Source organism: Brevundimonas sp. FV1ye4L, assembly GCF_058681255.1.
On record NZ_CM178734.1, the window covers coordinates 1,996,008 to 2,017,293 of the forward strand.

Below are 21,286 nucleotides of genomic sequence, written 5' to 3' on the forward strand. Positions count from 1 at the left end.
GTCTGTTCCTCAACGAGAGACGGTGACGCGCACGGCGCCCAATTCGGTGGAGCCGGAAGCATCGGCGGTGTTGGCGCCGCCCCAGCGGAAGGGCACGCGCACGACCTCGCGCCCGCCCAGTTCACGGGCCGCCTCGACGACGATGTTGTACTGGCCCGGTTGCAGGCCGCGCAGACGGGCGGCGGGGACGGTGATGGTCTGGCGACCCGGCGCGCGGGTGGCGCCCGAGACGCCGTCGGCCGGCAGGCTCATGGCCCGGCCGCCCTTGCGCCACCAGGTGCGCAGATCCTTCAGCCAATCCTTACCGTCGCCCTCGTTGTTGCGGGTCTGCTGGTACCAGACCGCCAGGGTCTGGACCGCCGTCTGGTCCGGCCGTTCGATCCACACCGCCACATAGGGCCGGTGATAGGAGGCGGTGTTCAGGCGCGGCACATCGACCGTGACCGACAGGTCCGCCGCCAGGGCCGGCGCTGCGGCGGCCAGGGACAGCCCGGCCGTGGTGATGACGATGGGAAGCAGGCGCATCCGGAAAACTCTCACGAGGTTCAATGAATGAAGATAAGGGCGATAACGGCGGGGATAAGCAGGCCCAGGGCCGCCAACGGCCAGGTGGACGGCCGCCCCTTGGCGTGAAGCCACATCAGCCCCAGCCCCGTCAGGGCGAAGATCAAGCAGGCGACGGCGAAGACGTCGATGAACCAGAACCAGACGCCGCCGGCGTTGCGGCCCTTGTGCAGGTCGTTCAGGTAGGCGATCCAGCCGCGCGTCGTCGTCTCGTGCAGCACGTCGCCCGTCGCACGGTCGATGGTCACCCAGCCGTCGCCGCCGGGCGTAGGCAGGGCCACATAGATTTCTTCGGCCGTGGTCTCGGTCGGCTTGCCGGCGATCTCGGCCTTCAGCGTCTGCGCCGACCAGCGGGCGACGGCGTCGGGGACGGGATCGGTCGTCTCATCGGGGAAGTCCGCCAGCCGCGCCACCAGGGGCGCCGGCAGGGCGGCGGCCTGTTCGACCGTCACCGGCTCGGCGGGGATCGAGGCCGCGTGGTTCAGGGTGATGCCGGTGAAGGCGAACAGAACCAGGCCGACCAGACTGACCGCCGCCGAAATCCAGTGCCAGGAATGAAGCTGTTTCAGCCAGAAGGACCGCGCGCCGTTCAGCGCCGCCTTCGGCTTCTTCGAGCCCTTGGCGGGGGGCTCGACCGGATGTTGTGCGGCGAGTTCGGTCACAAGGTGGCTGTGCCACTGTTGCGAACCGTTTTCAATAGCAGTCCGTGCGACGAAATCGCCGCACGGATCGTCAGTAGCTGAATCTCACCCCGGCCCGGAGCGTGCGCGGCGGAGCGTAGCCGGCGACGTCGGTCCCGGTCATCGACACCTCGACCTCTTCGTCGAACGCGTTGTCCAAGGCGGCCCAGACCATGACGCCTTCGCGCGCCGCCCATTCCGCCCGGGCGTCCAGGGTCACGGCGGGATCCAGGGTCCGGCTGTTCAGATCATCGTCGAACCGCGCCGATTCATACCGCGCAGCCAGCCCAAGGGTCAGGCGCTGCGTCGCCCGCCAATCCAGACCCGCCGTCGCGCTCCATTCCGGCGCCTGGGCCGGACGCAGGCCGGTCAGCTGCGGCGCCACCGTCCCGCCGTCCACCTCGGCGTCCGTCCAGGACAGGGCGGCGTTCAGCGACAGGGCCTCGGTCGCCTGGACCGACCCATTCAGTTCGACGCCCCAGGCCTCGATGGTCCCGGCGTTCTGGCGTTGGCGCAGCACGCCTCCGGCCGGCACGAAGCCCGCACGGGGGAAGGTGCCCGGCCCCTCGCCGATCGTGACATTGACGATGGCGTCCTCGATCTCGTTCCAGAACACCGTCGCCCCCCAGGCGATCCCGTCCCGGTCGTAGGCCAGGCCCGTCTCGATCCCGCGCAGGGTCTCGGGCTCCAGCGCCGAATTGGCCTCGGTGATGTCGTTGCCGACCCGGAACGGCCGGTGCAGTTCGTTCAGCGTCGCGGGGCGGAAACCGGAATAGGCCGCCGCGCGCCAGGCGTAGCCGGCGCCCAGCAGGCTGCTGAGATCCCGCCGCGCCGCCAGACGGGCGCTGAACACCTCGCCCGACCGGTCTTCGTCCATCTCGTCCAGGATGGGAGCGCCGGTCGCCAGGGTGTATTCGTAGCGGAAGCCCGCCTCGTTCTTCCACTGGTCGTAACGCAGCCCGCCCGCGACCAACCAGGCGCCGTCGGTCCACGACCCGTCCACATAGGCCCCGGCCACCGATGTCTCGCCGCCCGCCCGTCGTCCCCGGGCGAAGCCCGCGCCGGTGGGATTGCTGAAGAATTCGTTGGTCGCACCCTCGTTGAACCGCGCGTCGGCCCCGACCTCCCACTCCAGCCGTCCGCCGGCGAAGTCGGCGGTGCGACGGCGCAGAGCTGTGTTCAAACCCCAGCCCGTCGCGGGGGTCTTGTACTGATTGTTGGCCGGGGTCGTGGTCGATCGATCCGCCGCCACCGCAGCCGAACTGTTGGCGAAATTGCTCTCGATCCGCCAGGCCTGCAGCCGCCAGCCGTATCCGTCGACGGGCGGCGCCTTGGCCGCCGTGGCGCTCAGGCTGTGGCCACTGGCGTTGGACCGGGCGTTGAGCAGGCCAGAGCCGCGATCCTCCTCCCAGGTCGCCGCCCGCAGCGACAGGTTCGCCCCTTCGAGATTGAGCCCGTCCAGCGGCGCATCGACCCGAAGCGCGGCGCTGCGGCTGTCCAGATCCAGCGGCCTATCCGCCGCGCCCGCCGCCGGCCCGCGCACCGGCGTATAGCCGTCGCTGGTCTCATACAGGCCCGACAGGGTCACCCCCACCGGACCCAGCATGGTCGATCCCGACCCCGCCGCTCGCGCCCCGCCGCGCTCGGCGACCGACAGGTCCAACACTCCGCCGCTGTCCCGTTCTGTCAGGCCGATGACCCCGGTCAGGGCGCCGGCGCCATAAGGCCCCGCGCCCGCGCCGCGCACCACATCCACCCGTTCCAGCGATTCCGGCGCGACCTGGGACCAGATCACCCAACCGCCGAACGGATCATTCAGCGGAACCCCGTCCAGCGTGACCAGGGTCCGCCCCGCGCCCGACGGCGCGATGGCCCTCAGCGAAATCCCCTGGGTCGTCGGATTGGCGGCTAGGCTGGAGGTGCGGCGAAACAGGGACACCGCCGGCACGGTCCGCAGGGCCTCGTCCAGCCGGGCGGATCGCTCCAGCACCCGCTGGTCAAGCCGCACCACCGAAAAGGCGGCGTCGGCGGCTGCGGGCGGCAGACGGGCGGCCGTCACCGTGATTTCGGACAATTGGGCGGGCGGAGCGGGGGGAGCGTCTTGGAACATCCCGGTCACAATAGACCAGGTTCGCCTTGGTTCACCCCTGCGACCTTATAACCTCGATTGAGGCCTCGAGGTCACAGGTGAAGGCGACGTCAAACCTCGGACCAGCGCCGCAGCAGGTTGTGATAGACCCCGGTCAGCTCGATCACCGCCTGATCCTTGTGTCCCTTCTCGCGCGCCACCCGCTGGGTCGCGACGTCCAGGCGGAACAGCATCTCGCGGTCGCCGTCGTCGCGGATCAGGCTCTGCATCCACATGAAGGACGAGACCCGCGCCCCGCGCGTCACCGGCATGACCTTGTGCAGGCTCTTGGACGGATACAGCACCAGATCCCCGGCCGGCAGTTTGACCGACTGGGGTCCGTACATCTCCTCGATGATCAGTTCCCCGCCGTCGTAATCCTCGGGCTCCGACAGGAACAGGGTCGCCGACAGGTCGCTCCGTATACGGATAGCGCCCCCGCCCCGCTGCTGGCGGATGGCGTTGTCCACGTGCAGCCCGAACTCGCCGCCGCCCTCATAGCGGTTGAACAGCGGCGGAAAGATCGTGTGCGGCAGGGCGGCGGCGACAAACATCGGATTGGCGTTCAGCGCCTGAACGATCAGGGCCGAAACCTCCCTGGCCACATCCGAATCTTCCGGCAGTTGCTGGTTCCGCTTCGCCGTCGCCGACTGATGGCCCGAGGTCATATTGCCGTCGGACCACGGGCCGGCGTCCAGCCGCGCGCGCAGGGCCTTCACTTCGGCCTTGGAGAAGACTTCGGGGATCTGCAGCAGCACGACAGGTCTCGCTCAATAGAAAACGGCCCCGCCGGAAGGACGGGGCCGTCGAGGATAGGCCGGGGATCGAGCCTTTAGAAGCGGACGTTCAACTTCAGGATGGCCTGCCGTCCCGGGGCCGGGTCGGCGTGGTGAACCCCGTTGGTGCGGATGATATATTCCTCGTCCGCCGCATTCTGCACGTTCAGTTGCAGATTGGCGCGGTCGGTCAGGTCATACGAGGCGAAGACGTCCAGTCGGGTGTAGGCGGGGGCGTAGATTGCGTTGCCGCCACCACCGGCGCCGCCCTGGTTTCCACCATTCGAGTCCGACACGTAGTAGGCGCCGCCGCCCAAGGTCAGCTTGCGCGTCACGCGGTAGGTGGTGAACAGGCTGGCGGAGTGTTCCGGCGTATTGGCCAGGGCTTCACCTTCGAATGCGCTTGGGACCGGAACCCCGTTCACAAGCGTGTACGCTCCCTTCACCAGCTCGGAATCCATATAGGTGTAGCCGCCGAACACGGTCCAAGCCGGAGTGATGTTACCCGACACGCCCAGTTCCACACCCTTGACCTCGATTTCGCCGACCTGCCTGTAAACATTGTCAGCGTCGAGAACCTGGGCCTTCTCGCGGGTCAGTTGATAGGCCGCCGCGCTCAACGTCAGGCGATTGTCGAAGATGATCGCCTTGGCGCCGATTTCATAGTTGGTGGTCTCTTCGGGATCCAGAACGTCGCCGTTCAAGGCTCCGCTTCCGTTCGTCGGCGCAGTGCTCTGGTCGCCGCCCGAGATGGTCGGGGGCGTCGAAGCCGTGGACCAGGAGGCGTAGACGCTGGTGTTCGGCGTCGGCTTGTAGGTCAGACCCGCCTGGTAGTTCACATACTCCCAGCTCGCTTCGCGGGTCGTATAGACCGGGGCCGCAATCGTGCCCGACGCGGTCTTGCCGTCGACCGAATAGTCGTCATAGCGAACGCCCAGGTTCAGCAGCCACTTCTCGCCGAACGCGATCGAATCGAAGACATACAGACCCAGCGTGTCTGTCGTCGTCTCGCTGACCAGACCGCGGGTGATCGACCCGCTCCACGGATCGTTCGGGTTCGGGTCGTACAGGGGCGTGCAGTCGAAGCCCGTCAGCGGCGCCGGGCAGGCCGAACCCGAGGTCGTGGTGACGGTGTAGCCCGCGTTGTGATTGTCCTCGGTCGAATATTCGATACCCGCGTCGAAGCTGTGCTTCAGAGCGCCGGTCGTGAAGGTTCCGAACAGGTCAGTGACATTGGCGAAGGTTTCGGCCGGGTTCCAGCGCGACTTGGTGCCCCGCTTCATCCACCAGACCCCGTTGACCAGGACGGCGGTTCCGCCGTCGCCGGGGTTGGTGACGACATAGTCGTTCAGGGTCTCGGAATAACGGGTGACGTTGCGGATCGACAGGTTCTCGTTGAACCGGTGCTCCAGCTTCAGCGTGACGCTGTCGACCTCGTTGCGCAGATAGTCCCGCGCCTTCAGGCCGTAGAAGCTGTCATAGGGCACGTCCAGCACACCGCTGGCGTCCGGACGGGGCGCCGTCGCGCCGCCGCGCTTGGTATAAAGCGGAATGCCATAATCCGGCATCTGGTCGCTGGTCAGGTGGTAGTAGCTCAGGGTCGCGGTGGTGTCCGTGCCCAGGCCGGTGGCGAAGGCCATGGCCAGACCGTACTTCTCGAAATCAACGGCGTCGCGGCCGGCGACATCGCCTTCGTTCGCCATCAGATTCAGGCGGAAGGCGGTGGTGTCGTTGAAGCGCCAGTTGCCGTCGATGGTGGCGCGATAATAGCTGTCCGTGCCCACGGCGGCGCCGACATTGACCATGTCTGTCAGGTGCGGAGCCTTGGAGCCAAGATTGATGCTGCCGCCGCCCGAGCCTCGACCAGCATAGACCGAGTCCGGCCCCTTGATGACCTCGACCTGCTCCAGGTTGAAGACTTCGCGCTGTTGACCGCCGGCGTCGCGGACGCCGTCCACGAAGATGCTGTTGCCCGAGGATTGGCCCCGGATGAATGGACGGTCGGCGAGCGGCTGCCCGCCCTCACCGGCCCCGAAGGTGATGCCGGGCGAGGTGCGCAGCAGGTCCTGCAGCGACGTCGAGGCCGTCTGTTCGATGATCTGCTGCGGAATGATCGTCACCGCGCGCGGCGTGTCCAGCAGGGGCGCGACGAACTCAGGGCTGGCGGGTTCGCGGCGGATGCGGCGGCCCGTAACGTCGATAGCTTCCAGTCCGTCGTCCTTGGCGGTCTGCGGCGCCGTGGCGACCGGCGCGTCAGCGGCGGCGACCTCGGCGGCCAGGGCCGGCGCGGCGACGAGCATGCCGGCGGCGCTGGAGGCGAACAGGAGGGAACGAAGCGCGGCGGCGCGGGACTCGGACATATTAGGGCGACCTTTTGGCCTGATTTTGCGATGCGGTCGCAATAGACAGCTTCACCGCATCACACAAGCACAATTGAGACTTAATCGCATCGAGCCCCGAAGGACGTCAGGTCACCGCCTTCATTCGCGCCGTCTTCGACGGCGTCAGATCCAGCCAGGTCGGGTCCGGCATCGCCTTATGGGCGGCGGCCAGGGCTTCGGACCAGCGGCGGCCCAGGTCGCGGAAATAGGGGTCGTCCGCATCGATGCGACGCTCCATCCCGGTCAACCCGTCACGCGGAATGACGATCAGATCCAGCGGTGGCCCCACCGCGATATTGGAACGTATGGTCGAGTCGAACGAGATCAACCCCAGTTTCACCGCCTCGGACAGGGGGGTGTAGTCATGAAGGGCGCGATCCAGGATCGGCTTGCCGTATTTCAGCTCGCCGATCTGAAGATAGGGGGTGTCGGCCCCGCACTCGATGAAATTGCCCTGACCATAGATCAGGTAAAGCCCCATCTTGCCCCCGGCGATCTGGCCGCCCAGCAGCATGGAGGCGTTGACGTTCAGGGCGTCGGCCATCGGCGAGGCCGGCGTATTGATCGTGGCCCGCACCGTCGCCATCGCATGCCCCAGGATCTGGGCGGCGCGGAACAGGCTGGTCGCGGTCTCCAGGGTTTCCGGCCCGGTCGAGTCGGGCAGCTTGACCCCCTCGGCCACCATGGCCAGCGCGGTCTGGGTCACCGACAGATTGCCGGCCGTGGCCACGGCCAGGATCCGTTCGCCCGGCGCCTTGAACACGTGCAGCTTGCGATAGGACGAGATGTTGTCCACGCCCGCATTGGTGCGGGTGTCGGCGATCATCGCCAACCCCTCGTCCACCAGCATGCCTACGCAATAGGTCACTTGCCTCTATCCGCTCCCCAGCCTGCGAATCGTTCGACGCTAACAGATTCCTGCGACATGGCGATCAGGACCATCCCCGGCTCTGATGTTGTTGCTGGCTCTGTTGCACAGGCCGCACATGAAGGGCGACCGTCAGGCTGCCGACCCCGCCGCCATAGCTGGTCCCCCGGATCGGCGTCGCCCCCAGCGAGTCCAGCCCCACGGCGATGCGGACATAGTTTTCCGTCGGACAGATGCCGTTGGCCGCATCGAACCCGACCCAGCCCAGCCCCTCGATCCAGGCCTCGGCCCAGGCATGGGCGGCGTCCTGGTCGTGCTGGCCGTCCGACCGGTTCAGATGGCCCGAGACGTAGCGGGCCGGCACGCCCAGGGCGCGGGCGCAGGCGATGAAGATCTGGGCGTGGTCCTGACAGACGCCGCGCCGGATGTCGAAGGCCTCGGCCGCCGTATGGGTGGCGGACGTCGCCCCGACCTCGAAGGCCACGCCGCCATGGATCGCCCCCATCAGCCGGTGCATCCGCTCCAGCGGCGCGCCCTCGCCGATTTCTCGCGCGAAGTCGACCAGGGCGGGATTGGCCTGGGTCAGGCGGGTGTCGCGCAGATAGACGCCCGGCTGCAGCCGGTCGTTCTGGCCCCGGATCACGCCGCCGGTGTCCACGGTCGAGACCTCGCCCGTCACCCGGATGGTCAGGGCGTCGGTCGGCCGCTCGGTATAGAGGCTGTGAACAATATTGCCGAAGGCGTCCTCGCTGCGCCGTAGCCGGGCGTCGACGTCGGTCTCGATCCGCCATTCGCGCACCTGCTGGCTCTCGCACGACTTGGGCGTCAGCCGCAGCATCTGCACGATGAACCGCGCCGGGCGGGCGTAGGCGTAGCGGGTGGAGTGGTCGATCCGTATCCGCATGTTCAGACCAGATATTGTTCGTGGACGGCGGCGGCCAGGGCGTTGTTCTCGTTCAGGAAGCCCTGGATATATTCGTGCAGGCCGGACTGGAAGATGTCCTCGATCCGGGCCTCGTTGAACTGGGTCAGGCGGTTGGAGGCCAGCCGCTGGGCCGGGCCGCGACGGCCGTAATCCGTCGCCAGCTTCTCCAGATAGCTGACGATCATCCCCTGACACGACGCCAGGGACCGCGGCATCTGCCGGTTCAGCACCAGCAGGTCCGCCACCAGCCAGGGGCGCACGCTCTCGCGATAGACCCAGCGATAGGCGGTCAGGGCCGAGACTTCACGCAACAGGGTGGTCCACTGGAAATAGTCCAGCTGTCCCCCCACCCGTTCCCCGGGCGGAAGCAGCAGATGATATTTGACGTCCAGCAGGCGGGCGGTGTTGTCGGCCCGCTCGATCGCCATGCCCAGACGCAGGAACCAGTAGGCGTCGTTGCGCAACATGGTCCGCGACGAGGCCCCCTCCACCGCCAGCGACGTCGATTTCACGAAGTCGAGGAAGTTGGTGAAATCATCCCGCTTGGTCGGCTCGCCCAGTTCGTTCAGCCCGTTCCAGGCGCCGTTGATCGCCTCCCACAACTCGATGGTCAGGGCGGTGCGCACCGAACGGGCATTGGTCCGCGCCTTGGTGATACAGGCCTTGATCGAGGTCGTATTGTCGGCCCCGAAGGCCAGGTATTCACGAACCGACTTCTCCGACACCGTGCGGCCGGTCGCATCGAAGGCCGACTTCACGCCCGACGACGAAATCGCCCCGGCCCAGGCCGTAACGGTGGCCTGATCCTTGGCCGGTAGCGCCGCCAGGCGGATCGCCGCCTCCAGAATACGCGCGAGAAAGTCCGCCCGCTCCATATAGCGGCCGGTCCAGTACAGGCTGTCTGCGGTGCGTGAGAGCATCAGTTATCCAGCACCCAGGTGTCCTTGGTTCCGCCGCCCTGGCTGGAGTTGACCACCAGCGACCCCTCCTTCAACGCCACCCGCGTCAGCCCGCCGGGCGCGACCCGCACCCCGGCCGGACTGGACAGGACGAACGGCCGCAGATCGACGTGCCGCGGCGACAGGTCGCCTCCATTCAGGGTCGGCGCCGTCGACAGGCTCAGCGTCGGCTGGGCGATGAAGTCGTCGGGGTCGGCGATCAGCTTGGCCCGGAACGCCTCGATCTCGGCCTTGGTCGAGGTCGGCCCCACCAGCATGCCGTAACCGCCCGATCCGCCGACTTCCTTGACCACCAGTTCGTCCAGCTTACCCAGCACCTCCTTCAGCGCGTCCGCCTCGCGGCAGCGCCAGGTCGGCACATTTTTCAGGATCGCCTCCTCGCCGGTGAAGAAGCGGATGATCTCGGGCATATAGGTATAGACGGCCTTGTCGTCGGCCACCCCCGTCCCGACCGCATTGGCCAGGGTCACACGACCCGCGAAATAGGCCGACATCAGCCCCGGCACCCCGACCGCCGAGTTCGGCATGAAGGTCAGGGGATCGATGAAGTCGTCGTCGATGCGGCGATAGATGACGTCGACCCGCTTGGGCCCCTCGGTCGTGCGCATATAGACGGTGTCGTCATTGACGAAGAGATCCCCGCCCTCGACCAGCTCGACCCCCAGTTTGTCGGCCAGGAAGCTGTGTTCGTAATAGGCTGAGTTGAACGGCCCGGGCGTCAGCACGACGATGGTGGGATCTTCGCCCGCCCCCGACGGCGCCGAGGCCTGCAAGGACCGCAACAGCATGTCGGTATAGATCTCGACCGGCCGCACCGCATGTTCGGCGAACAGGTCCGGGAACAGCCGCATCATCATCTCGCGGTTCTCCAGCATATAGGAGACCCCCGAGGGCGTGCGGACATTGTCCTCCAGCACATAGAAGCCGTCCTCGCCCGTGCGGACCAGATCGACCCCGGCGATATGGCACCAGACGTCGCCCGGCGGCCGGCGGCCCTGCATCTCGGGCCGATAGTGCGGATTGGTCAGGATCAGGTCGGCGGGCACGATCCCGGCGCGGATACAGTCCTGGGGGCCATAGATGTCCTTCAGGAAGGCGTTGATGGCGGTGACCCGCTGCTTCAGCCCCTTCTCGAGACCGCCCCACTCGCTGGCGCCGATGATGCGCGGCACGACGTCGAACGGAATAAGGCGCTCGTTGGATTCCTCGTCGCCATAGACGGCGAAGGTCACCCCCATGCGGCGGAAGAACAGCTCCGCCTGGCGCGAGCGCGCCTGCAGCAGATCCGGCGGGGCGTTTTCCAGCCAGGCCGCCAGGGTCTTGTAGCTGTCGCGGATCGCGCCGGATCCGCCGCCGTTCATTTCGTCGAAAGCTCTCGTCATCCGCCCCCGCCGCGTTGAGATCACAGCTTGATCGTGACCCAACGAAAAGCGCAACAGTTTTGTTGCACTGCGGCGAAGCTTGAGCGATCAGATCTTCCCCTCCCCCTGCGGGGAGGGAGAAGACCGGTCTCAGATCCCCACAGCCTTCATCGACACAGCGGTATCCGCCAGCTTCACCACATCCACCGGCGTCGCCTTGCCGATCAACTGCTTGCCCGCCATGAACTCCGGCGGCGCATTGACCGCCTCGACGCAGACCACCCGGTCCCCGTTCAGGTGAAACACCGCAAATCCCCCCGCCGACGGATCGCCCCGCACCACCTGACGGTCCGCATCGAACGGCAGACCCGCGATCTGAAGCTTGAAGTCGTACTGATCGGACCAGAACCACGGCACCTCGGCCGTCGGCCCCGGCCGTCCGACGATGGCCGCCGCCGCCTGCTTCGCCTGTTCCAGCGCATTGGGCACGCTCTCCAGCCGGTGCGAAACGCCGCCGTGAACCGGGATCGGCCGCCGCGTCATGTCCCCGATGGCGAAGATGGCCGGGTCGCTGGTCCGCGCCTGCTCGTCCACCACCACCCCGTCGTCGCAGCGCAGGCCCGCCGACCGCGCCAGGCTTTCGCACGCCAGCGCCCCGACCCCGACCAGAACCGCATCCGCTTGAACCACCGATCCGTCCGCCAGCGTCACCCCGTCATGAGCGACCGCGACCACCTCGGCCCCGGTCAGGATCTCAACCCCATGCGCCCGATGCTGAGCGGTGAAGAAGGCCGACAGGGTCTCTGACGCCACCCGCGCCAGCACGCGGGGCGCCCGTTCGATCACCACCGCCTCGGCGCCCAGGGCCCGGGCCGAGGCCGCCGCCTCCAGACCCACATAGCCGCCGCCGACCACCGCCAACCGCTTGCCCGGTCCCAGCACGGCCTTCAGCCGTTCCGCGTCCTTCAGCGTCCGCAGTTCCAGCAGTTCGGGGTGATCCCCGCCCGGAACCGGCAGTTTGCGCGCCGTCGATCCCGTCGCCAGCACCAGGACGTCATAGGTCTCGCTCGACCCGTCATGGAAGGCGACCGTCTTCGCCTCCGGGTCCACCGACACGGCGACAGTCGACGACCGAAACTCGATCCCCTGCTCCTCATAGAAGCTCAGTGGCCGCAGCAGCAGCGCCTCCAGATCCGCCTCCCCCTTCAGCCAGGCCTTGGACAGGGGCGGCCGCTGATACGGCGGCGCCTCCTCCTCGCCGACCAGAACAATGGGGCCTTCATGCCCGTACTGCCGCAGAAAGGCCGCGACGGAGCCGCCGGCATGTCCGGCGCCGATGATCAGGATCTTGGTCATGGCCGGACAGATAGAGCGGTGCGCGGGCGGGCGTAAGTCGTGATTGGTGAATCGTCAGTCGTGACTGGAGCCCGCGCGCCCGATCGCGAGTCACCAGTCACGGCTCACGCCACCCCTTGACCGTTCCACCGTTACAGCATAGTGGAACGCGCATGACGACCCCGCCCGCCCGCGACGCCCTCTATGACGCCCTGCTGTCGATGCAGACGCGCGCCGAGATCGACGCCTTTCTGGCCGATCTCTGCACTCCGGCGGAACTGCGCGCCTTCGCCGAGCGCTGGCAGGTGGCGCGCCTGCTCGACGCCGGCGGCAAATCCTATCGCGAGATCGCGGCCGAGGCCCACGCCAGCCCCACCACCGTCGTCCGCGTCGCCCGTTATCTCAAAGACATGCCGCACCAGGGCTACCGCCTCGCCCTGGACCGCCTGAAGAACACGAACTGAGTATCCGAACATGAGCACCGTCCAAGGCCGGCTTCGCATCGCCGTCCAGAAATCCGGCCGTCTGGCCGACCGCAGCCTCGACCTGATCCGCGACGCGGGTCTGAAATGGGTCAAGGGCCACAACGACCTGCTGTACCGGGTCGAGAACTATCCGATCGACCTGCTGCGCGTCCGCGACGACGACATCCCCACCTTCGTGGCCGACGGCGTCTGCGACCTTGGCATCGTCGGCGAGAACGTGCTGGAGGAAGGCCGCAACGGCGGCGCCAACGCATCCGTGGTCATGCCCCTGGGCTTTGGCCGCTGCACCCTGAAGATCGCCACCCCCCCGACCCTGGCCTATGACGGCCCGGCCTCGCTGGAGGGCTTACGCATCGCCACCTCCTATCCCAAGATCCTGCGCCGCTTCCTGGATGAGCGTGGGGTCAAGGCCGAGATCGTCGTCATGCGCGGCGCCGTCGAGGTCGCGCCCCGGCTGAAGCTGGCCGCCGCCATCTGCGACCTGGTCTCGACCGGCGCGACGCTGGAGGCCAACGGCCTCGGGGCCAAGGACACGGTGCTGGAAAGCCAGGCCGTCCTGATCCAGTCCCCCGTCGCCCCCGAGCCCGCCCTGCAGCACCTGCTGGACAGCATCATCGAGCGGATGTCGGGCGTGGTGTCCTCACAAGGCGCGAAATACGTCATGCTGAACGCCCCGCGTTCGGCGCTGGATGAGATCACGGCCATCCTGCCCGGCGCCGGCTCGCCCACCGTCATGCCGTTGATGGGCCGCGACGACGCCGTCGCCGTCCACGCCGTCTGCCAGGAAGCCGTCTTCTGGGAGACGCTGGAGAAGCTGAAGGCCGCCGGCGCCTCGGCCATCCTGGTCCTGCCCATCGAGAAGATGATGTGATGAAGCTGATCGACTGGTCTTCCCTCGACGCCGCCGAAAAGAAGGCGGCCCTGGCCCGCCCGGCCCAGCGCACCGCCGGCGACGTGACCGAGGTCGTCCGCACCATTCTGGACGACGTGCGGATGCGCGGCGGCGCGGCCGTCACCGACTGGTGCCTGAAGCTGGACAAGGCCCCGCCCCGTCGCATCGCCATCACGCCCGAGGCTGTGGCCGAGGCCCGCAACGCCCTGCCCCCCGGCGACGTCCGCGCCCTGCGCATGGCGGCCGAGAATGTGCGGGTCTTCCACCAGGCGACCAAGCCGGAGGACACCCCCTTCATCGAGACCACCCCCGGCGTCCGCTCCAAACTGGCCTGGCGTCCCATCGCCTCGGCCGGTCTCTACATCCCCGGCGGCACCGCGCCCCTGTTCTCGTCCCTGTTGATGCTGGCCATCCCGGCCGGCGTCGCGGGCGTGGGTGAACGGGTCGCCGTCACGCCGCCCTCGAAGGACGGCGGCGTTCACCCCGCCATGATCCTGGCCGCCGCCGAGGCCGAGCTCGACGCGATCTGGCTGATGGGCGGGGCCCAGGCCATCGCCGCCCTGACCTTCGGCGTCGAACTGGAGGACGGGGTCATTCCCGCCTGCGACAAGCTGTTCGGTCCCGGCAACGCCTATGTCGCAGAGGCAAAGAAACAGGCTTCCGCCCTGCCTGGCGGCCCCGCGGTCGACATGCCCGCCGGTCCGTCCGAGCTGATGGTCATCGTCGACCGCGACGCAGCCCCCGAGATCGCCGCCGCCGACCTGCTGAGCCAGGCCGAGCATGACGCCGACGCCCAGGTCATCCTGGTCTCCACCAGCCGCGCCACCATCGACTATATCCTGTCTGAGGTTGAGGTTCAGGTCGCCACCCTGCCGCGCGAAGCCATCGCCCGCGCCTCGCTGAACGAGGCCCGCGCCATCCTGGTCCGTGACCTCGACGCCGCCGCAGAAGTCGCCAACCTGTATGGCCCGGAACACCTGGCGATCCAGATCGACGACCCCGAACCCCTGGTGGATTCGATCAAGGCCGCCGGCGCCGTCTTCGTCGGCCGGTTCGCCGCCGAGACCCTGGGCGATTATGCGGCAGGCCCCAGCCACGTCCTGCCGACCGACGGCGGCGCCCGCACCCTGGGCGGCGTCACCACCGCCAGCTTCATGACCACCATGTCGGTCCAACTGGTCTCCGAGGCCGGCGCCCGCGCCCTGGCCCCCATCGCCGCCCGCCTGGCCCGGATGGAGGGCCTGGAAGCCCACGCCCGCGCCGCCGACCTGAGGGCCGAAGGATGACCCTGCCCGCCCCCTATCCCCCGCTGGTCTCCGGCGGCGAAGGCCTGGACCGCTATCCTGGAGAGCCTGCAGCCCTGGCCGCCCGCATGGCCGCGATCTACGCCGTGCCCGCCGACCAGGTCCTGCCGGTGCGCGGCCTGACCCACGGGCTGGAGCTGGCCTATCGCCTCGCCGCCCGCGACGGCGGTTCGGTCGAGGCGCCCAAGGCCGAACCCTATGAGCGTCTCGCCGCCATCTATCCGGCCAAGGGTGAACCCGCAGTCGTGGTCATCCGCGCCCTCGGCTCGCCCGAGGCCGTGGCCGAAATGGCCGCCCGCGTCGCCCCCGCCCTGCTGGTGGTGGACGAAGGCCTGATCGAGTTCTCCGACAGCGTCTCGGCCGCCACCGTCGTCGCCGACCAGCCGAACCTGGTCGTGCTGCGCAGCCTGTCCTTGGCCTATGGCCTGGCCGGCGCCCGCGTCGGCGCGGCCATCGCCCAGGCCCCAACCCTGGCCCGCCTCGCCTCGGCGCTCGAGCCCTACGCCCTGCCCGAACCCCTGGTGCGGTTGGCGCAACAGGCGCTGGACCCGTCGCGGATGATCGAGACCGCCGAGCGGATCACCTCGGTCCGGCGCGAGCGCGAGCGGATCGCCCGCGAACTGAGCCGCCAGATGCCGGTCGAACCCGGCGTCGGCCCCATCGTCATGGCCCGCCCCGAAGACCCCGCCGCCGCCTTGGCTGCCCTGACGACCTATGGCGTCGCGGCCGACCTGTCCGGCGAGCGCCTGCGCCTGCCCGTCTCGATCAAGCCCGAGGTCAACGACCGGCTGCTGGCCGCCTTCGGCCTGACGCCCGCCAAGCGTCGCCCGGCCCGCGTCGGCCAGGCCGTGCGCGACACGAAAGAGACCCGCATCGTCTGCGCCGTCGACCTGGACGCCCCCGGCCCCATCAGGATCGAGACCGGCGTCGGCTTCTTCGACCATATGCTGGAGCAGATCGCAGCCCACGGCGGCTTCTCCCTGCGCCTCCAGTGCGAGGGCGACCTGCACACCGACCCCCACCACACCATCGAGGACAGCGCCATCGCCCTGGGCCAGGCGCTGAAACAGGCGCTGGGCGAGCGCAAGGGCATCGCCCGCTACGGCTTCGTCCTGCCGATGGACGAGGCCAACGCCACCGTCTCCATCGACCTGTCCGGCCGTCCCTATCCGCTGTTCGAGGGCACGTTCGACACCCCCTTCATCGGCGACTACCGCACCGACCTGACGGCCCACGTCTTCCGCTCTCTGGCTGAGGCCATGGGCGCCGCGGTCCATATCTCGGTCACAGGCCAGGACGACCACCACAAGACCGAGGCCGTCTACAAGGCCTTCGGCCGCGCCCTGCGCCAAGCCATCCGGGTCGAGGGCGACGCGGTGCCGTCCACCAAGGGGGTGTTGTGATGGAATCCTCCCCCATTGGGGGAGGGGGACCGCGAAGCGGTGGAGGGGGCCGGCCCGCGCGCCGGCGCCTGACGCTCCACACCTCGTGCGCCCTCGCCCCCTCCACCACGCTACGCGCGGTCCCCCTCCCCCAACGGGGGAGGATCAAATGACCGAGGTCGCCGTCATCGCCTATGGCGCCGGCAACGTCGCCTCGGTCCAGTTCGCGCTCGAGCGTCTGGGCGCGACCGTCCGCCTGACCAACGATCCCGCCGTGATCGCCGAGGCCGACCGGGTCATCCTGCCTGGCGTCGGCGCGGCCGGCTACGCCATGAGCCGCCTGGCCGAACTGGGCCTGGTCGAACCGATCCGCGCCTTCCCCCGCCCCCTGCTGGGCGTCTGCCTGGGCCAGCAACTACTGTTCGAAACCAGCCAGGAGGGCGAGGGCGTCGATCTGCTGGGCTTCATCCCCGGCGCCGTGTCCCGGCTCGAGCCGGCGGGCGCCCTGCCCGTCCCGCACATGGGCTGGAGCCGGCTGACACGCGACCGCGACGATCCGCTGCTGGAGGGGGTCGCCGACGGCGCCTACGCCTATTTCGTCCATAGCTATGTCTGTCCCGACGGCCCCGCCACCCTGGCCCGCGCCGACTATGGCGGCCCGGTCCCCGCCGTGGTCCGCGCCGCCAACCGCTGGGGCTGCCAGTTCCACCCCGAACGCTCGGCCGAGGCCGGCGCGACCATCCTCAAGAATTTTCTGGGCCTCACATGCTGATCTACCCCGCCATCGACCTGAAGGACGGCGTCTGCGTGCGCCTGATGCACGGCAAGTTCGACCAGGTGACGCAATACGACGAACAGCCCGCCGCCCGCCTCAGCGCCTTCGCGGCCGAGGGCGCCGAGTGGATTCATATCGTCGATCTGGACGGAGCCGAGGCCGGCCAGGCGGTTCAGCACGCCCTGATCGGCGAACTGACCAAGGCCATCCAGGTCAAGATCCAGTCCGGCGGCGGCGTCCGCGGCGCCAATGACGTAGCCAAGCTGCTGGACGCCGGCGTGTCCCGCGTCGTCGTCGGCTCGCTGGCGGTGACCCAGCCCAACGACGTCGCCGCCTGGCTCAAGGGCTTCGGCGTCGAGCAAATCACCCTGGCCCTGGACGTCAAGATCGAGGACGGCGTGCCCGTTCCCGCCCTGAAGGGCTGGACCCAGTCGTCGGGCGTCACCCTGTGGGAGGCGCTGGATCGTTATCCGAAGGGGACGGCCAAACACCTGCTGGTCACCGACGTGGGCCGCGACGGCGCCATGACCGGCCCCAATCTGGAGCTGCTGGCCGAGATCCGCCGCCGTCGCCCGGATCTGGTGCTGCAGGCCTCGGGCGGCGTCTCGTCGCTGGAGGATCTCGCGGCGGTCAAGGCCCTGGGCTGCAACGGCGCCATCGTCGGCCGCGCCCTGTACGAGAACCGCTTCACATTGCCGCAAGCCATAGCGACGGCGGCATGACAGCGCGACGTATAATCCCCTGCCTGGACGTCAAGGACGGCCGGGTGGTCAAGGGCGTGAAGTTCGTCGGCCATACCGACATGGGCGACGCCGCCGAACTGGCCGCCCGTTATCGCGACGCGGGCGCCGACGAACTGGTCTTCTACGACATCACCGCCAGTCCCGAGGGCCGGACGTTGGACTATGGCTGGATCAAGGATATCGCCCGGCTGCTGGACATCCCCTTCTGCGTCGCCGGCGGCATCCGCAGCGTCGATCAGGCCGCCCGCTGCCTGGATCACGGCGCGGACAAGGTCTCGATCAACTCTCCCGCCCTGGAACGCCCGGAACTGATCGCCGAAATGGCCGCGCGACTGGGCGGGCAGTGCGTCGTCGTCGGCGTCGACAGTCGGCTGGAGGACGGCGACTGGGTGGTCCACAAATACACCGGCGACCCCGACGCGCGCCGCCGCGCCGGCAAACGCACCCTGGACTGGCTGGACGAGGCGCAGGGCCTGGGCGCCGGCGAGATCGTGCTGAACTGCATCGATCAAGACGGGGTTCGACGCGGCTACGACATTGAACAACTGTCCGCCGCCCGCGCGCGGCTGACCATTCCCCTGATCGCCTCGGGCGGCGCCGGCGCGCCCGAGCATTTCAAGGCCGTGTTCGAACAGTCGGACGTCTCCGGCGCCCTCGCCGCCAGCGTCTTTCACACTGGCGCGATAGCCATCCCCGACCTGAAAGCCTATCTCGCGGGCGAAGGCCTGGAGATGAGATTGTGATTTTATATCTCCGCTCATCCCCGCGAAAGCGGGGACCCAGTGCTTTGGGCGATCATCCTCGCCCCTCTGGCACAGAGCCCTATCCACGACCCGTCAGACAACAGAACTGGGTCCCCGCTTTCGCGGGGATGAGCGGTGAATAAAATGATCGACCCCAACACCATCGACTTCGCCAAGGGCGACGGCCTGGTCCCCGTCGTGGTGCAGGACGCCGCCACGCTCCAGGTCCTGACCCTGGCCTATATGGACCGCGCCGCCCTGGACGAGACCCTCGCCTCAGGCGAGGCCACCTTCTTCTCCCGCTCGCGCGGCGGACGCTGGCGCAAGGGCGAGACCTCGGGCGACCGGCTGCACGTGGTCGGCATCACGGCCGACTGCGACAGCGACGCCCTGGTCCTGTTGGTCAATCCGGTCGGCGACGCCTGCCACCTGCACCGCACCAGCTGTTTCGGCGAGGCTGACGCGCCGGGCCTGGGCCGCATCGCCCGGCTGGAACGGACCATCGCCGAACGCGCCGCCGCCGATCCGTCCGAAAGCTGGACCGCCCGACTGATCGCAGAAGGACCCAAACGCATCGCCCAGAAGGTCGGCGAAGAGGGCGTCGAGACGGCTCTTGCCGGCGTCGCGGGTCCGGATGAGGAACTCGCCAGCGAGGCGGCGGATTTGATCTATCACCTCTTGGTGCTTCTCCACGTCCGTAACATGGTGTTTCAGGACGTGCTGGACGTGTTGGCCTCCAGAGCGGAAGCGGGCAAAGCGACGCCCAGACCATAAAAGGCGAGAGGTTCCGGAAAACGGGATCGTTCAGGGGATAAGCATGGCGGCTCTCATTCTGTTCGGCGGCGGCGGCGATCTGGCGATGCGCATGCTGTTGCCATCGCTCTATTTCCTCGAGCATGACGGGCTTCTGCCGGACGATCTCAAGATCATCGGCGCCGCCCGTTCCGAAGAGACGCCCGACGAATATGTGGCCAAGGTCCATGACGCCGTGAAGGCCAAGGCCGAGGCGGACAAGGCCTGGGACGACCACGCCTGGGCCAAGATGAAGGCCCGCCTCGACTATCTGGCCGTGGACGCGACCGACCCCGCCAGCCTCAAGGGCCTGAAGGATCGCGTCGGCGAAGGCGAGGTCACCTCCTTCCTGGCCGTCTCGCCGTCGCTCTACGGCCGTATCGTCACGGCGATGAAGACGGCCGGCCTGGCCGAACGCAACTGCCGCATCGTGCTGGAAAAGCCCGTCGGCCGCGACCTCAAGTCCTTCCTCGAGATCGACGACGCCGTGGCCCACGCCTTCCGCGAGGACCAGGTGTTCCGCATCGACCACTATCTGGGCAAGGAGACGGTCCAGAACTTGACGGCGCTACGCTTCGGCAACACCATCTTCGAGCCGCTGTGGAACAATCTGACGATCGACCACGTCCAGATCACCATCGGCGAAACGGTCGGCGTCGGCGACCGCTGGCCCTATTATGACGAGTACGGAGCATTACGCGACATGCTCCAGAACCACATGCTCCAGCTGCTGTGCCTGGTCGCCATGGAGCCGCCGTCGGACCTGGATCCGGAATCGCTGCGCAACGAAAAGGTCAAGGTGCTGCGGTCCCTGCGCCCCATCACCCACGAAGAGGCCGAGCGCGTCACCGTGCGCGGCCAATATGTGGCGGGCGTGTCCGAGGGCAAGCCGGCCAAGGGCTATGACGAGGAGCGCGGCGCCGATTCCGACACCGAGACCTTCGTCGCCATCCGCGCCGACATCGACAACTGGCGCTGGGCCGGCGTGCCCTTCTTCATGCGGACCGGCAAACGCCTGCCCGAGAAGCGCACCGAGATCGTCATCCAGTTCAAGCCCGTCCCCCACTCCATCTTCGACAACGAAGAGGGCGAGGCGCCGGCCAACCGCATGATCATCGAGCTTCAGCCCGAGGAAGACATCTCCCTGACGGTGATGAACAAACGCCCCGGCCTGGACAAGCGGATGCAGCTCCAGCCCATCACCATGAGCCTGTCGTGGGGGGTGGACGGCAAGTCCGCCGCCCCGCCGCGCCGCCGCATCGCCTACGAACGTCTGCTGCTGGACGCCATGCACGGCGACTCCACCCTGTTCGTCCGCCGCGACGAGGCGGAACAGGCCTGGAAATGGGTGGACGAGGTCGCCGAGGCCTGGGCCGAGTCCGGCCAGAAGCCCGACGAATATGTCGCCGGCACCTGGGGTCCCGACAGCGCCGACATGCTGATGATGCGCACCGGCCGCGACTGGAACACCACCGATGTCTGAGACGCCCGTGATCGAAACCTTCTCCACCGTCGACGCCTGGGCCGAGGCCATCGCCGCGCGCCTGTCCGAGACCCTGGGCGCCGCCGTCCGCGACAAGTGCGGGGCTGTCTTCGCCGGCCCCGGCGGCACCACCCCCGCCCCCGTCTATCGCCGCCTCGCCGCGACCGATCTGGACTGGGCCAAGATCGCCGTCACCCTGGTGGACGAACGCTATGTCCCCGAGACCTCGCCTGAGTCCAACGCCCGGCTGATCCGCGACGTCCTGCTGCAGGACAAGGCCGCCGCCGGGCGCTTCATCCCTCTCTATACCCCCGAGGTCACGATGGATCGCGCCGCCATCGTCGCCGCCCACGCCCTGGCCGATGCGGGCGGACGTTTCGACGCGGTCCTTCTCGGCATGGGGGAGGATGGCCATATCTGCTCCATGTTCCCCAACAGCCCCACCCTGAAGACCCTGCTGACCCCGACGCTGAAGCCGACGGTGCTCGGCGTGCCCCACGGCCGCGACGGCGCCGCGCCGACCCTCGAGCGCCTGTCGATCAACCTGCCCTATCTGATGTCCGCCGGCCGGGTGATCCTGGGCCTGAAGGGCGCCGCCAAACGCCGCGTGTTCGAGCAGGAAGCCCAGGGCGATCCCAAGATCCAGCCCATCGCCGCCCTGATCGCCGCCGGCGTCCCGCTTGAAGTTCTATACACGGAAGCCAGCTGAC

General features: G+C 68.2%; 20 protein-coding genes. 10 read left to right on the plus strand and 10 right to left on the minus strand.

Annotated features, from left to right (window positions below):
- Positions 1-9 precede the first annotated feature (9 nt).
- The 10 genes from ACW17X_RS09605 to ACW17X_RS09650 all read right to left on the minus strand — a co-directional run bounded on the left by ACW17X_RS09605 (position 10) and on the right by ACW17X_RS09650 (position 11,998).
- Complete coding sequence (locus ACW17X_RS09605; RefSeq protein ID WP_492096945.1) at positions 10-525, minus strand: DUF2271 domain-containing protein; 516 nt, start codon at positions 523-525, stop codon at positions 10-12.
- Positions 526-545: 20 nt separating this feature from the next.
- Complete coding sequence (locus ACW17X_RS09610; RefSeq protein ID WP_492096946.1) at positions 546-1,226, minus strand: PepSY-associated TM helix domain-containing protein; 681 nt, start codon at positions 1,224-1,226, stop codon at positions 546-548.
- Between the two features lie 70 nt (positions 1,227-1,296).
- Positions 1,297-3,354, minus strand: coding sequence for a TonB-dependent receptor (locus ACW17X_RS09615; RefSeq protein WP_492096947.1), 2,058 nt, complete (start codon positions 3,352-3,354; stop codon positions 1,297-1,299).
- 89 nt (positions 3,355-3,443) lie between these two features.
- The gene (locus ACW17X_RS09620) at positions 3,444-4,130 is read right to left on the minus strand and encodes a Fe2+-dependent dioxygenase (RefSeq protein WP_492096948.1); all 687 of its coding nucleotides are present in this window, start codon (positions 4,128-4,130) and stop codon (positions 3,444-3,446) included.
- A gap of 74 nt (positions 4,131-4,204) precedes the next feature.
- Positions 4,205-6,508, minus strand: a complete 2,304-nt coding sequence (locus ACW17X_RS09625; RefSeq protein ID WP_492096949.1) for a TonB-dependent receptor — start codon at positions 6,506-6,508, stop codon at positions 4,205-4,207.
- Between the two features lie 106 nt (positions 6,509-6,614).
- Positions 6,615-7,397, minus strand: a complete 783-nt coding sequence (locus ACW17X_RS09630; RefSeq protein ID WP_492096950.1) for a proteasome-type protease — start codon at positions 7,395-7,397, stop codon at positions 6,615-6,617.
- 64 nt (positions 7,398-7,461) lie between these two features.
- Positions 7,462-8,301 carry a transglutaminase family protein gene (locus ACW17X_RS09635; protein ID WP_492096951.1) on the minus strand — a complete coding sequence of 280 codons (840 nt, stop codon included), beginning with the start codon at positions 8,299-8,301 and terminating at the stop codon, positions 7,462-7,464.
- A 2-nt stretch (positions 8,302-8,303) separates the two neighbouring features.
- On the minus strand, positions 8,304-9,242 hold the full coding sequence (locus ACW17X_RS09640; protein WP_492096952.1) for an alpha-E domain-containing protein: 939 nt from the start codon (positions 9,240-9,242) through the stop codon (positions 8,304-8,306).
- Positions 9,242-10,663 carry a circularly permuted type 2 ATP-grasp protein gene (locus ACW17X_RS09645; RefSeq protein ID WP_492096953.1) on the minus strand — a complete coding sequence of 474 codons (1,422 nt, stop codon included), beginning with the start codon at positions 10,661-10,663 and terminating at the stop codon, positions 9,242-9,244. The genes ACW17X_RS09640 and ACW17X_RS09645 overlap by 1 nt, the downstream gene beginning before the upstream one ends.
- A 129-nt stretch (positions 10,664-10,792) precedes the next feature.
- Entirely contained in the window at positions 10,793-11,998 is a 1,206-nt protein-coding gene (locus ACW17X_RS09650; RefSeq protein ID WP_492096954.1) for an NAD(P)/FAD-dependent oxidoreductase, read from the minus strand.
- 152 nt (positions 11,999-12,150) lie between these two features.
- Between ACW17X_RS09650 and ACW17X_RS09655 the strand changes: the two genes are divergently transcribed.
- The 10 genes from ACW17X_RS09655 (at position 12,151) to pgl (ending at position 21,285) form a co-directional block, all read left to right on the plus strand.
- Positions 12,151-12,441, plus strand: coding sequence for a YerC/YecD family TrpR-related protein (locus tag ACW17X_RS09655; RefSeq protein ID WP_492096955.1), 291 nt, complete (start codon positions 12,151-12,153; stop codon positions 12,439-12,441).
- A gap of 10 nt (positions 12,442-12,451) precedes the next feature.
- Positions 12,452-13,333 carry an ATP phosphoribosyltransferase gene (gene hisG, locus ACW17X_RS09660; protein ID WP_492096956.1) on the plus strand — a complete coding sequence of 294 codons (882 nt, stop codon included), beginning with the start codon at positions 12,452-12,454 and terminating at the stop codon, positions 13,331-13,333.
- Positions 13,333-14,640 carry a histidinol dehydrogenase gene (gene hisD / locus ACW17X_RS09665; protein WP_492096957.1) on the plus strand — a complete coding sequence of 436 codons (1,308 nt, stop codon included), beginning with the start codon at positions 13,333-13,335 and terminating at the stop codon, positions 14,638-14,640. Before hisG ends, hisD begins: the two co-directional genes overlap by 1 nt.
- Positions 14,637-16,061, plus strand: a complete 1,425-nt coding sequence (gene hisB, locus ACW17X_RS09670; protein WP_492096958.1) for an imidazoleglycerol-phosphate dehydratase HisB — start codon at positions 14,637-14,639, stop codon at positions 16,059-16,061. Before hisD ends, hisB begins: the two co-directional genes overlap by 4 nt.
- A gap of 148 nt (positions 16,062-16,209) precedes the next feature.
- Positions 16,210-16,812 carry an imidazole glycerol phosphate synthase subunit HisH gene (gene hisH / locus ACW17X_RS09675; RefSeq protein WP_492096959.1) on the plus strand — a complete coding sequence of 201 codons (603 nt, stop codon included), beginning with the start codon at positions 16,210-16,212 and terminating at the stop codon, positions 16,810-16,812.
- Positions 16,806-17,537, plus strand: a complete 732-nt coding sequence (hisA, locus tag ACW17X_RS09680; RefSeq protein ID WP_492096960.1) for a 1-(5-phosphoribosyl)-5-[(5-phosphoribosylamino)methylideneamino]imidazole-4-carboxamide isomerase — start codon at positions 16,806-16,808, stop codon at positions 17,535-17,537. Before hisH ends, hisA begins: the two co-directional genes overlap by 7 nt.
- Entirely contained in the window at positions 17,534-18,301 is a 768-nt protein-coding gene (gene hisF, locus ACW17X_RS09685) for an imidazole glycerol phosphate synthase subunit HisF (protein ID WP_492096961.1), read from the plus strand. Before hisA ends, hisF begins: the two co-directional genes overlap by 4 nt.
- 144 nt (positions 18,302-18,445) lie before the next feature.
- The gene (gene hisIE, locus ACW17X_RS09690; RefSeq protein WP_492096962.1) at positions 18,446-19,075 is read left to right on the plus strand and encodes a bifunctional phosphoribosyl-AMP cyclohydrolase/phosphoribosyl-ATP diphosphatase HisIE; all 630 of its coding nucleotides are present in this window, start codon (positions 18,446-18,448) and stop codon (positions 19,073-19,075) included.
- A gap of 43 nt (positions 19,076-19,118) precedes the next feature.
- Positions 19,119-20,576: a glucose-6-phosphate dehydrogenase gene (gene zwf / locus ACW17X_RS09695; protein WP_492096963.1), complete on the plus strand. Its 1,458-nt coding sequence runs from the start codon at positions 19,119-19,121 to the stop codon at positions 20,574-20,576.
- Positions 20,569-21,285 carry a 6-phosphogluconolactonase gene (pgl, locus tag ACW17X_RS09700; protein WP_492096964.1) on the plus strand — a complete coding sequence of 239 codons (717 nt, stop codon included), beginning with the start codon at positions 20,569-20,571 and terminating at the stop codon, positions 21,283-21,285. The genes zwf and pgl overlap by 8 nt, the downstream gene beginning before the upstream one ends.
- The last annotated feature ends 1 nt before the right edge of the window (position 21,286 follow it).

Coding starts and splice junctions, on each gene's coding strand:
- hisA (WP_492096960.1), top strand. CDS start 16,806: ATGCTGATCTACCCCGCCATCGACCTGAAGGACGGCGTCTGCGTGCGC.
- ACW17X_RS09635 (WP_492096951.1), bottom strand. CDS start 8,301: ATGCGGATACGGATCGACCACTCCACCCGCTACGCCTACGCCCGCCCG.
- hisB (WP_492096958.1), top strand. CDS start 14,637: ATGACCCTGCCCGCCCCCTATCCCCCGCTGGTCTCCGGCGGCGAAGGC.
- ACW17X_RS09625 (WP_492096949.1), bottom strand. CDS start 6,508: ATGTCCGAGTCCCGCGCCGCCGCGCTTCGTTCCCTCCTGTTCGCCTCC.
- hisD (WP_492096957.1), top strand. CDS start 13,333: ATGAAGCTGATCGACTGGTCTTCCCTCGACGCCGCCGAAAAGAAGGCG.
- hisF (WP_492096961.1), top strand. CDS start 17,534: ATGACAGCGCGACGTATAATCCCCTGCCTGGACGTCAAGGACGGCCGG.
- ACW17X_RS09645 (WP_492096953.1), bottom strand. CDS start 10,663: ATGACGAGAGCTTTCGACGAAATGAACGGCGGCGGATCCGGCGCGATC.
- ACW17X_RS09615 (WP_492096947.1), bottom strand. CDS start 3,354: ATGTTCCAAGACGCTCCCCCCGCTCCGCCCGCCCAATTGTCCGAAATC.
- ACW17X_RS09605 (WP_492096945.1), bottom strand. CDS start 525: ATGCGCCTGCTTCCCATCGTCATCACCACGGCCGGGCTGTCCCTGGCC.
- pgl (WP_492096964.1), top strand. CDS start 20,569: ATGTCTGAGACGCCCGTGATCGAAACCTTCTCCACCGTCGACGCCTGG.
- ACW17X_RS09655 (WP_492096955.1), top strand. CDS start 12,151: ATGACGACCCCGCCCGCCCGCGACGCCCTCTATGACGCCCTGCTGTCG.
- ACW17X_RS09650 (WP_492096954.1), bottom strand. CDS start 11,998: ATGACCAAGATCCTGATCATCGGCGCCGGACATGCCGGCGGCTCCGTC.
- zwf (WP_492096963.1), top strand. CDS start 19,119: ATGGCGGCTCTCATTCTGTTCGGCGGCGGCGGCGATCTGGCGATGCGC.
- ACW17X_RS09640 (WP_492096952.1), bottom strand. CDS start 9,242: ATGCTCTCACGCACCGCAGACAGCCTGTACTGGACCGGCCGCTATATG.
- hisG (WP_492096956.1), top strand. CDS start 12,452: ATGAGCACCGTCCAAGGCCGGCTTCGCATCGCCGTCCAGAAATCCGGC.
- hisH (WP_492096959.1), top strand. CDS start 16,210: ATGACCGAGGTCGCCGTCATCGCCTATGGCGCCGGCAACGTCGCCTCG.
- hisIE (WP_492096962.1), top strand. CDS start 18,446: ATGATCGACCCCAACACCATCGACTTCGCCAAGGGCGACGGCCTGGTC.